Source organism: Lacticaseibacillus paracasei subsp. paracasei (genome assembly GCF_000829035.1).
GTDB lineage: Bacteria > Bacillota > Bacilli > Lactobacillales > Lactobacillaceae > Lacticaseibacillus > Lacticaseibacillus paracasei.
This window is the reverse complement of sequence record NZ_AP012541.1, coordinates 1,826,045-1,836,337: the sequence shown is the minus strand read 5'-3', so window position 1 is coordinate 1,836,337 and position 10,293 is coordinate 1,826,045. Positions and strand designations below refer to the sequence as shown.

The window sequence follows — 10,293 nt, the reverse complement described above, 5'->3', positions numbered from 1 at the left end:
CTGGGAGATGACATTATGAAAATAAAAGTGTGGACGGATAGCAATAATAGACTGCTTAATTGGGCATATGCCGATGAAAACAGACCAGTAGGGCCAACCAATGAAGGATTCGAAGTTATTGAAGTTAATGAGGCCATTGGCTTGTATGAGAACCATGCAAGTATTGTTGACGGTCAAGTCGTTCCTGATGCTGATTATGACCCAGACGCTGACAGACCTAAACCTGATCCGTCTGCAGCTGACTTAGCAAATGCTGAAACTATGAAGATGGTTGCTAGTCTAACTATGTCAAACGCAGCTTTGATAAAGCAGGTGGCAACATTGACCAAGGAGGCAAAATCGTGAACGCATATAAACCATTAATTATCAGCTACTATCAGCAAGGAATCTACAGCAAGGATGATTTAGCCTTGTTCGTGAGTGTCGGCTGGATTAGCCAAGCAGAAGTAGATGAGCTTGTTAAGCAAGTCGCCAGCAAAATCTAGCGGCTATATTTGTGGAGGGAAGTGAGAAAGTGACATTTTTTGGATACACGATTGGTGACTGGGCGGAGTTCATATCAATCATAGGGGTGGGTGTAAGTGCGGGCAGCTGGCTGTTCAAAAAGATTGCCTTAGATCCATTGCGTTCTGATATTCAAGTGCTTTCAGGGACAATTAATCGTCAGCTAAAACTGCACGAACAATCGCTGGCAGACTTGAATGCTCATCTGAAAACACACGATGACGAGCTTGGCAGTCACTCGGTTAGGATTACTCGATTGGAAGACCATGTAGGCATTAAAGGAGATAATGATGATGAATAATTGGACAGAACTTTTGGTATCACTTGCAGTAGCAGCAATCCCAATCATTGGGGCTTGGATCTCAAAACAGTTGCTGGCTAACAAGCAAGCACTCACTTTGGTAAAGGTATTAGGCCCATTGGCAAATGCTGCGGTAACAGCGGCAGAACAGCTCGGTGTGACACAGGCTATTGACGGTGCGGTTAAGAAATCGACTGCCATTCAAGCTGTGAAAGACGGCTTAAAATCGCTTGGCTTCACCAGCACAGACGAGCAGACAATTGCCAACGCGGTTGAGAAAGCTTTTGCGGACTTGAAAGACAGCCTAGCAGAAACATATCCACAAAAAACAGTTGATCAGGAAGCATCTAATCAAGATAAGGTAGCTGCCGCAGCTCAGGCGGCCGCAGACGCAGTTAAGGCTCAGCTGGCACCAGAATCTGTTGCTCCACAGCAATAAGGAGGGCACCATGAAATTTAAAACTAAACTAATCACTTTGGTAGTCGCCTTCTTGGCGGCTATTTCTTTTGCCCTGCCATCGCAGGTCAATGCGGCAAATACCGACATGGTGGATACTTCTAATAACAACGGATTGATGACGTATGACAATTACTATGACATGTTGGTTCATTACGGAGTCAAGGCAGTTGTTCAAAAGGTTAGTGAGGGGACTACTTATGTAGACCCAACAGCTAAGTATAATTTGGCGAGTGCGAAGCAAGCCGGACTTTATCTTAACGGTTATCACTTTGCCCGTTACACCACAGTTGAGGGAGCACGTGCAGAAGCACGATTTGCCGTAGCCGCAGCTCAGTCTGCAGGCCTTCCAATTGGAGCTGTTCTAGCAACCGATGTGGAGGCAAGCGAGCAAGCTAATAATAGTTATGCAGCGAATACCGCAAACAACAAGGCATTTATGGAGGTTGTTCAAGCAGCTGGGTATCGGTCAACTATCTATACAATGGGTAGTTGGGTTGGTACAAAAATGTCTGTTGATAAAGGCTGGATTGCTGATTATCCATATAACACGAGTCGTGATCGATACACGAGCCATCATGCTTGGCAATTTCGGAGTGATCAACAATTCGCCGGTAGCTATGGTAATTTTGATGTCAGTCAGCTATATGATGATTTCTTTACTGCGAATCAGACACTCAGCCCGTCAACACATGTAACAACGGCACCAAGCCAGCCAGCAGAATTAAATGCAGCCAGCGATTCCGACTATGCGCAAACTGGTGTTTTCAAGCCTTCCACGGCTGTTAACATCCGCACTGGTGCTGGTACAGGATACACGGCAGTTGGCAGCTATGTGCCGGGTGAGAGCCTTGTGTATGATCATGTGTATATTCGCGGTTCATACGTCTGGGCACGGTACCTCAGCTATTCAGGCAGGTATCATTATGTTGCCTTGGGCGTAAATGGTGGTGAGAGCTATGGTTCGCGTTCGTCTGGATACACCTCACCGGTAAGCCACACGTCCTACACTGTCCGCTCTGGTGACAGTTTCTGGAGTATTGCCAGCAAGTACGGTATTAGCATGTACACACTGGCAGCCAATAATGGGAAATCAATCTACAGCCTGATCTACCCTGGCGAAAGTCTATACATCAGGTAGCAAAAATGCCTCCTACCAGCAATGGCGGGAGGCTTATTTTTGTGTTCTAAATCATCAGTCACTGTAAAGCCGTTGAAACACGATTTAATAACTTACTTCTGGATGCTTCTAGATTTGCCGGCAAAAGGGGACAAAAAGGGGACAAAAAGGGTGCAGGCACTGATGCATAGCAAACTATAATGCCTGCAGCCGGCATCTTTTCATGAGTGATTCTTCGTGGAACGTCACTCGTTGAACACGTTAGTCCTTCCAGTTATTAACTGGAAGGATTTTTTTGTTCAATGTGTAGCTTCATTCGAGCGACATGCCGCCATTAACTCAGCGTGAAGAGGTCAAAACTGATTCGTGACAGACGTTTGTCATCAACATTTCTTCGGTTAAGCACTGAACTAACCACCACGCTTTACATCTATCGCTCGCGCACTCATGCTACTTTCTATGATATCATCATACGGTAACTTAATTGTTTGAAGGGGTGCGGCATGCATAGACAGGAAACAAAATCGAAAAAGGGACTCATCTGGGGTATTGCCATCTTGGCCGTTGTGTTATTGGGCGGCGGTATTTGGTTTGGTGTTCATCAACAGGCACAAGCAAAGGCGGCGGCCGCCTCTGCTTCAAGCTCTAAAGCAGCGGTTCGCTCGCGAGCTTCGGCTAAAAAGATGCGGGAGGCAACACAAGCTTCTGAGAAGGCCAAAGATCCAGTTTATAAAGACTTTGCCGCTGACGGCCTCAGTTTTAATCAAGTGCAAGCGGCCAAGCAACTGGATGTGACAGCAGTGGGTGATTCGGTCATGCTGGGTAGCGAATATTTATACAAGGAACTTTTCCCGAAGATTTATTTTGATGCTGGTGTGAGTCGACAAATTTATGAAGCACCGGATTTGTTCAAATCATTAGCGGCTTCAGGCAAGCTTGCTGACACGGTGATTATCGGCTTGGGAAGCAATGGCACATTTACCGATGCTGAGTTCGCGTCAATTATGAATACTCTTGGCAGCAAGCGGCAGGTATATTGGATTAATGTCCATGCAGATACGACTTGGACAGATGAAGTTAATCGCGATCTTGTTTCAATGAGTCATCGTTATCAAAATCTGCACATTGTTGATTGGCACAAGGCGTCAGAAGGCCATGATGATTGGTTTGTAGCGGACAAAACGCATCCGACCACAGAGGGCCAGACGCATTATGTCGCAACCGTTGCAAAAGCGGTTTTGGCGAAAGTTAAATAAAGTCAATTGGAGTCACGATTGGCGTCTGTGCGCAGTACTTGAGACTGATCACAGACGCTTTTTCAAATCCTATGAGCAATGCCATGTATGCAAAAGTGGCCTGTCAGATTAGCATTTGTTTGATTTTTTTCCTTGCTCGTGCGAAAACATGCTATGCTACCAGTAGCACAAAATTGGTGACGAAAGCGGGATGAGCGCGATGCAGGCCTTGATAGATGTACGGGAATCGGGCGCTTACTTACTGATGAGCGTTGGTGGCAGTGGCGCTTTGCGGCGGCATCTTGCCGAAATGGGCTTAGTCGTGGGCAAAAAAGTGACCGTGGTTTAGCCTGCAAGCAAGTTGTCAGGCATGGTGATTTTTTTTCAAGGTCAGCGATTAGCAATTAGCGATGAAATTGCCTAGTTACTCGTGGTTCGACCGTTTGCCATGGATGCTGATACCCCTGCCATTGCCTTGGCTGATCTGCCATTGCGGCAGGCAGGCTTGATCCGCACGATTAAAGGGGATCCACCGTTGCGTCACCGCCTAATGGATATGGGTCTCACCAAAGGCACGTTGGTCAAAATTCATCAGATTGCGCCTTTGGGTGATCCGATTGAGCTAGCGGTCCGTGGTTACAAATTGAGCATTCGCAAGCAGGATGCGGCACATGTGCTGGTGACGGAGGTGACAAGCGATGGCGATACGTGAAACGTTAGCATTGGTAGGCAATCCTAACAGCGGGAAAACCACGTTGTTCAATGCCTTAACCGGCGCTAAGCAGCATATTGGTAACTGGCCAGGGGTGACAGTTGAGCGTAAATCTGGCCGGCTGAAAGCGGATAATGCCTTAGTCATTCAAGATCTTCCAGGTACCTATTCATTGTCACCTTATAGCAGTGAAGAAATCGTGACGCGCGACTTTTTACTAAATGATCAACCGGACTTGGTCTTGAATGTGGTGGATGCAACCAACCTTGAGCGCAATCTTTATTTGACGTTGCAAGTTATGGAAACCGGGCGGCCGTTAATTGTCGCTTTAAACATGATGGATGTGCTGGTCAAAACGGGCCATCGAACGATTAATTTAAAAAAGCTGAGTTATGCATTACAGGTGCCTGTCATTGCCACGACAGCAACTAAACCGGCTGCCTTACAGGAGTTGGTGCAAACCATTCAGGCGCCGCTACCAAAGCCTTATGCCTTTCCTGAGTATGATGCGCGACTCGAATCGGCGCTGACGATGCTTGAGGATGTGATTGACCAGAAGGTGCCTGCCGATCGGTTGCGGTGGTATGCCATTAAGGTTTTTGAAAAAGATCCGCAAGTGGTCAAGCAATTGGCCTTTTCTTCAGACGAGCAACATCAGATGAATGAAATTTTACGGACGGCGGAGCATGTGTTTGATGATACAACCGATAGCATTATTGTGAATGCCCGCTATGACTTCATTGCGCGCGTCATTGCGATGTGTGTGGTTGACAAAGATGACTTTGTGATGTTGATGAGCGACAAAATCGATCGCATTGTGACAGATCGGTATTTGGCTTTGCCAATATTCGTCTTGGTCATGTGGGCCGTTTATTATTTATCGATTCAAACCATTGGCACAATCGGCAGTGATTATCTCAATGACACGGTTTTTGGTGGCTGGCTGCCAAGTGTCGTCGGCGGCACCTTGAAAAGTTGGGCCGTTGCCCCATGGCTATCCGGTCTGATTGTCGATGGTCTGATTGGCGGTATTGGATCCGTATTGGGCTTCTTGCCGCAGATTATGATGCTTTTTCTATGTTTGGGTATTTTAGAAGACTGCGGCTATATGGCTCGCATTGCGTTCGTCATGGATCGGCTGTTTCATCGGTTTAATCTGAGCGGTAAAAGCTTCATTCCAATTTTAATAGCGACTGGTTGCGGGGTTCCTGGGATTATGGCGACGCGGACGATTGAAAGCGAAAAAGATCGGCGAATGAGTATCATGTTGACGACGTTTATGCCCTGTTCAGCTAAGTTGACGGTGATCGCGCTGGTCAGCGGCACGTTCTTTCCAAGCAACAGTTGGGTGGCACCATCCGCTTATTTCATGGGGATCATTGCCGTGATCTGTTCGGGGATTTTTCTTAAAAAAACAGCCTTATTTGCTGGTCCACCAGCGCCGTTTGTGATGGAGCTGCCAGCCTATCACTTGCCACGCCTAACCAACTTGTATCGCAGTGTCATGTCGCGGGCACGCGCTTTTGTGCAGAAAGCAGGGACTATTATCTTTCTGTCATGCGTGTTGCTGTGGTTCTTATCTAATTTCAATTTCGGTTTACAGATGGTTGACGAAAATGACAGTATGCTGCGCGCGTTAGGAACCATCATTGCACCGGTTTTTGCACCGCTGGGTTTTGGCGACTGGCATGCTACCGTGGCCACTTTAGCCGGTTTGATCGCGAAGGAAAATTGTGTCGGTACCTTACATATCAGTTTTGGGGCAGGCAGTGCTAGCGGCTTTGGTCAGGCTTTGCGCGCTACCTATCCGGCGATGGCAGGATATGCCTTTTTGGTTTTCAATCTGCTGGGTGCCCCATGTTTTGCGGCGATTGGTACGATGTACAAGGAGTTTGGTGATGCACGGTGGACATGGCGTGCCGTGGGCTATCAAACTGGCGTGGCTTATCTTCTCACGATGTTGATTTATCAAGGCAGTCTCGTGGTATCCGGCCAAGCCAGTGTCATGAGCATCGGGCTAGTTTTAGTCGCAATTTTGCTCATTGTTTATGGGCTGCTAATCAAACGGCCGGTTCCGGCAATTGCTGCAAGTTTTTAACTTGTCAACTCATTTAAAAAAGGGAGTCTTAGCTCATGGCAACATGGATTATTGGCGGTATCGTTGTTTTAATTATTGCGGTTGTAGCATACCGTACATTTTTCAAAAAAAATAAGGCTGGTTGTAGCCAATGTGAAGAAGTCGGATGCCCGCTGATCGATCATGCAAAAATGGTGCAGGCGAACAATCGGCGGAAGGCTTAACCCGCATGATTTTTTAACGTATCACAGCTAACAACGCGCGAGCCCAAACTAGTGAAGCAAATCGCTAGTTTGGGTTTTTTAAAACTCGCGTCCGCTGCTTCGTCTCGGTATAATTGAACCATGCAAATATTTTCATTTGACATCCATGTTGTTAAAAAGATAGTGCGTGATTCAGCGTGGGCTGAAGAGCACGTTCAAAGAGGGGGATTCAACCATGACAAGTAAGCAAAGTTTTTCAAGCAGTGACATCACCAGTCAGAGCGGCTATTTTTCAGCGCTTAAGGCCACGGTTGAAACAGCATTTTACGGGGAGAATGTGAAGCAGGTTACTACCATCGCCCAAGCCTATGCTTTAGCCAAAACAGCGCCGGGTGTGATTATCACGGATTTACCGATCAAACATACGGCTGAACTGGGATTGCCGCCAGATGCCAAGGTGTTAGTGGCTAATGACGGCCGTGTAGTTGGTCGGACGGCAGCTGCCCGCCAGATTATTGGTCAGCCTGACGTTGATGAGACTAAACTGGCGGCGATTGCTCGGGAAGCTGTCTTTTTAGGGAGTCGCAAGACTTTTCTCCGTGGGGATGTCACGGTTGGCTTGTCCTCTGATTTTGCTATCAAGGCGCATTTGATGCTGCCTGAGGCGTATGCAAATAATTTGTATACGTACTTGCTGAATTTTCAAATTGATACGCCACAACGCAATGCTGAATATGAACAATCGCGCCCACTTCCAGAAGATGACATTTATCTTTATGCCGATCCCGATTGGCATGATCCGGCGTATCCAAACGGTTTGGCCGTGTTTGATCCAACGCATAATGCCGCCATCGTGTTAGGCTTACGCTACTTTGGCGAGTTGAAAAAAGGCACGTTGACGCTTGCGTGGGCGACGGCGCATCGGAATGGTTTTGTCGCCTGTCATGGCGGTATGAAACAATATACGCGACAGGACGGCGATTTTACGATGGCAGCGTTTGGCTTGTCCGGTTCCGGCAAGTCAACGATCACGTTGGCCAGTCACGGCGATCAGTATCCCGTGAAGGTCTTACATGACGATGCCTTTGTGATTGATCGACAAACGGGTGCAACAACGGCGCTTGAGCCTTCATATTTTGATAAAACTCAGGATTATCCGTTGAGTGATCCGGGCATTCAGTATTTTCTGACGGTTCAAAATGTTGGAGTGACCCTAGATGCCGCTGGTAAGAAAACACTGGTGACGCAGGATATTCGCAACGGCAATGGACGAACCGTGAAGTCACGTTACGTCACGCCGAATCGCGTGGATCATCTTACGGAGAGTATCGATGCTATTTTCTGGATCATGAAGGATGATACCTTGCCGCCGGTGGTGAAACTGGAAGATCCTGATCTTGCCGCTGCTTTTGGCGTGACGCTGGCAACCAAACGCTCAACAGCGGAAAACGTTATCGGTGATGTTGATCGTGATCATCTTGTCATCGAACCGTTTGCGAACCCATTCCGCAGCTATCCGTTGGGGGAGGATTATCAAGATTTCCACCAACTCTTTGAACAACGCCAAACAGCTTGTTATATTTTGAATACTGGTTCTTACAACGGTCAAAATGTGAAACCAGCCGATACGTTAGGCGCGATTGCCAAGATTGTTGACGAAACAGCTGCCTTCAAACCATTTGGCCTGCTACCAAAGATGCGGTATCTGCCGTTATCCGGTTTTAATGTTGATTTTGGCGACAACGATTATCGCGCTCGTCTCCGTCAACGTTTGGAAGATAGGTTGGCGTTTATTGCGACTAAAGACGTTGACCATGATGGTTATGATCGTTTGCCTATTGATGCCAGCCGTGCGCTTGAAGACGTCATCGCTGCCCTTGACCAACAAGCCGCCGCAATGTGAGCAAGGTAGACCCACCCCCAAATTTTAGGATGGTAACCATCGTCATTTAACCCTGAACAAACCCATACGCATTGCATGAATGATTAAAATAGGGGATAGTAAAGCTAACCTCAATACACGCAGCCCATTGCACTAAAAAGATGGCAGCGTCATGCAAAGGAGTGCAGCGTATGGCGATTCATTTTGTGATTTATGAAAAGCCTAACTGCGAGTCATGCCGGCTCACCAAACGCTGGCTCGCAGAACACGGTCAACATTTTCGTACGACGAACCACCGAGGTGAATCAAACCTTGTTGATATTAACGCCAATGATCCGTTAAAACGGGCGTGGAGTCACCAAAAAATTGTAAAATTTCGTGAGGCCGGATATGATCGTTTTCCAGTTGTGCGCGTTCGCGACGATGCGACGGGTGATGTATTGGCAACATGGGGCGGTTTCCGACCTGAAGCGTTGGCTAGCTGGACAGCTATTAATCAACTTGGGTAAGGCTTCAGCTACTGACATGAAAAAGCACCTGACCGTTTTTGTGCGGTCAGGTGCTTTTTGATTTGCATGATCATGACGAGGAAACTGGGCATGATTTTAGATACGCCACTACCTATTGCTTAACTGTTGAAGAATGCTGAGCTGGGCAGATGGTATTTGGCCGTTCATATCCGGACCAACATTGAGTAAAAGTCGACCGCGTTTAGACCTAAGCTCTGCGATCAATTGCTTGATGTCATCTGCAGTAATATAGTCCTCTGGCCGACTGAGGCGGTTATAACCAAAACTTTTGTCCATGCCGCGTGTCATTTCGAAATAACGATTTGTTTGCGGCCAGTCAGTACGATATTCAAGGGTGCGGTAGTCATAGTACTTAACCTCGCTGAGATCGTCTGAGTGATGTTGGTCACGTTTAATGACCTGCGCCGCAACGAGATTGAAAATAGGTCGTATCCAACTGGTTCGCATCCAATCAGGAAATTGTTGCCAGCGGTCATTCACTAAACCTTCTGGGACTTGTTGATAATAATACTTGAACAGCGTTTCCAAGCGGTGATCATCTGGGTAGCCGATATCGCTCCAAAGCACATCTGGGTGATACCGATCAATCAATTCGTGCCACTGATGCCATACATAATCTTTGTAAGTTTGGCTTTTGTCGTTGCCCAATAGAAAGCTGCCGTAATCTTTGATTGGCAGATGCGGGAAAGTCCAGTCCAATAAAGATGAATAATAGGTTCCAAAACGCATTCCGTGGGCGCGAACAGCTTGGGCCAGTTCACCGACAAAGTCGAAGTTCAAATGATAGTCAGGTTCGTACGGGTTATTGGTGTGCGGATCAAACATGACAAAACCGTCGTGGTGCTTTGTAACGATCACGACATATTTGGCGCCAGCATTGGCAAATGCTGCGGCCCAGGCCTGCACATCGACATTCTGGGCGGTCTGTTTGAACGTTTTTGCGAAATCTGCATAAGAGGTGTTGCCATAATGCGTCCGGTGATAGGCTGCTACGGGGCTGTTTGGCAATAACATGCTGTTGCCATACCACTCCGCATAAGGTTGATGTTCAAACAAATAACCTAATGATTTGGTTTTGATTAAAGTGCCGTAATCAGGAATATTGACTGGCGCGTAAGCTGGCACACTATAGGGTCCCCAGTGAATGATGATACCGAAATCCGCTTGTTTAAACCAGTCTGGTGGATTAGTGCGATGAATATTAACAGCTGAAGGTCTGGTCATGAAGATCGTCTCCTTGAGAGCATGATACACGTCGAAAGCTGTCACTTC

11 protein-coding genes and 1 pseudogene are annotated in these 10,293 nt (G+C 47.2%); 11 read left to right on the top strand and 1 reads right to left on the bottom strand.

The features are described 5' to 3' along the window. Nucleotides 1-15 precede the first annotated feature (15 nt). The 11 genes and pseudogenes from LBPC_RS09010 to LBPC_RS08965 all read left to right on the top strand — a co-directional run bounded on the left by LBPC_RS09010 (nucleotide 16) and on the right by LBPC_RS08965 (nucleotide 9,000). Entirely contained in the window at nucleotides 16-345 is a 330-nt protein-coding gene (locus tag LBPC_RS09010) for a hypothetical protein (RefSeq protein WP_003660530.1), read from the top strand. After that, nucleotides 342-485 (top strand): XkdX family protein, encoded by a 144-nt coding sequence (locus LBPC_RS15625; RefSeq protein ID WP_003660531.1) that lies wholly within the window; start codon nucleotides 342-344, stop codon nucleotides 483-485. Before LBPC_RS09010 ends, LBPC_RS15625 begins: the two co-directional genes overlap by 4 nt. 29 nt (nucleotides 486-514) lie before the next feature. Then, nucleotides 515-805, top strand: a complete 291-nt coding sequence (locus LBPC_RS09005) for a hypothetical protein (protein WP_032780911.1) — start codon at nucleotides 515-517, stop codon at nucleotides 803-805. Further along, entirely contained in the window at nucleotides 798-1,244 is a 447-nt protein-coding gene (locus LBPC_RS09000) for a phage holin (protein ID WP_032780913.1), read from the top strand. The genes LBPC_RS09005 and LBPC_RS09000 overlap by 8 nt, the downstream gene beginning before the upstream one ends. 10 nt (nucleotides 1,245-1,254) lie before the next feature. Then, entirely contained in the window at nucleotides 1,255-2,403 is a 1,149-nt protein-coding gene (locus LBPC_RS08995; protein ID WP_003660534.1) for a GH25 family lysozyme, read from the top strand. Between the two features lie 482 nt (nucleotides 2,404-2,885). Continuing rightward, nucleotides 2,886-3,638: an SGNH/GDSL hydrolase family protein gene (locus LBPC_RS08990; protein ID WP_003660535.1), complete on the top strand. Its 753-nt coding sequence runs from the start codon at nucleotides 2,886-2,888 to the stop codon at nucleotides 3,636-3,638. Between the two features lie 199 nt (nucleotides 3,639-3,837). Beyond that, a pseudogene (locus LBPC_RS16510) lies at nucleotides 3,838-4,329 on the top strand (FeoA family protein). Beyond that, nucleotides 4,316-6,427, top strand: coding sequence for a ferrous iron transport protein B (gene feoB / locus LBPC_RS08975; protein ID WP_003660538.1), 2,112 nt, complete (start codon nucleotides 4,316-4,318; stop codon nucleotides 6,425-6,427). The pseudogene LBPC_RS16510 and the gene feoB overlap by 14 nt, the downstream one beginning before the upstream one ends. A 35-nt stretch (nucleotides 6,428-6,462) precedes the next feature. Beyond that, complete coding sequence (locus tag LBPC_RS15620; RefSeq protein WP_003566823.1) at nucleotides 6,463-6,630, top strand: FeoB-associated Cys-rich membrane protein; 168 nt, start codon at nucleotides 6,463-6,465, stop codon at nucleotides 6,628-6,630. 214 nt (nucleotides 6,631-6,844) lie between these two features. Continuing rightward, on the top strand, nucleotides 6,845-8,512 hold the full coding sequence (locus LBPC_RS08970; RefSeq protein ID WP_003594979.1) for a phosphoenolpyruvate carboxykinase (ATP): 1,668 nt from the start codon (nucleotides 6,845-6,847) through the stop codon (nucleotides 8,510-8,512). A gap of 170 nt (nucleotides 8,513-8,682) precedes the next feature. Beyond that, entirely contained in the window at nucleotides 8,683-9,000 is a 318-nt protein-coding gene (locus LBPC_RS08965; RefSeq protein ID WP_003594977.1) for a thioredoxin domain-containing protein, read from the top strand. Between the two features lie 108 nt (nucleotides 9,001-9,108). Here the strand turns inward: LBPC_RS08965 and LBPC_RS08960 are convergent, their stop codons facing one another. Next, nucleotides 9,109-10,245, bottom strand: a complete 1,137-nt coding sequence (locus LBPC_RS08960) for an alpha-L-fucosidase (RefSeq protein ID WP_011674607.1) — start codon at nucleotides 10,243-10,245, stop codon at nucleotides 9,109-9,111. Nucleotides 10,246-10,293 lie beyond the last annotated feature (48 nt).

Excerpts from the sequence above, each read along its gene's own strand:
- LBPC_RS09010 (WP_003660530.1), top strand. The coding sequence starts at position 16 with ATGAAAATAAAAGTGTGGACGGATAGCAATAATAGACTGCTTAATTGG.
- LBPC_RS09000 (WP_032780913.1), top strand. The coding sequence starts at position 798 with ATGAATAATTGGACAGAACTTTTGGTATCACTTGCAGTAGCAGCAATC.
- LBPC_RS08995 (WP_003660534.1), top strand. The coding sequence starts at position 1,255 with ATGAAATTTAAAACTAAACTAATCACTTTGGTAGTCGCCTTCTTGGCG.
- LBPC_RS08990 (WP_003660535.1), top strand. The coding sequence starts at position 2,886 with ATGCATAGACAGGAAACAAAATCGAAAAAGGGACTCATCTGGGGTATT.
- feoB (WP_003660538.1), top strand. The coding sequence starts at position 4,316 with ATGGCGATACGTGAAACGTTAGCATTGGTAGGCAATCCTAACAGCGGG.
- LBPC_RS15620 (WP_003566823.1), top strand. The coding sequence starts at position 6,463 with ATGGCAACATGGATTATTGGCGGTATCGTTGTTTTAATTATTGCGGTT.
- LBPC_RS08970 (WP_003594979.1), top strand. The coding sequence starts at position 6,845 with ATGACAAGTAAGCAAAGTTTTTCAAGCAGTGACATCACCAGTCAGAGC.
- LBPC_RS08965 (WP_003594977.1), top strand. The coding sequence starts at position 8,683 with ATGGCGATTCATTTTGTGATTTATGAAAAGCCTAACTGCGAGTCATGC.
- LBPC_RS08960 (WP_011674607.1), bottom strand. The coding sequence starts at position 10,245 with ATGACCAGACCTTCAGCTGTTAATATTCATCGCACTAATCCACCAGAC.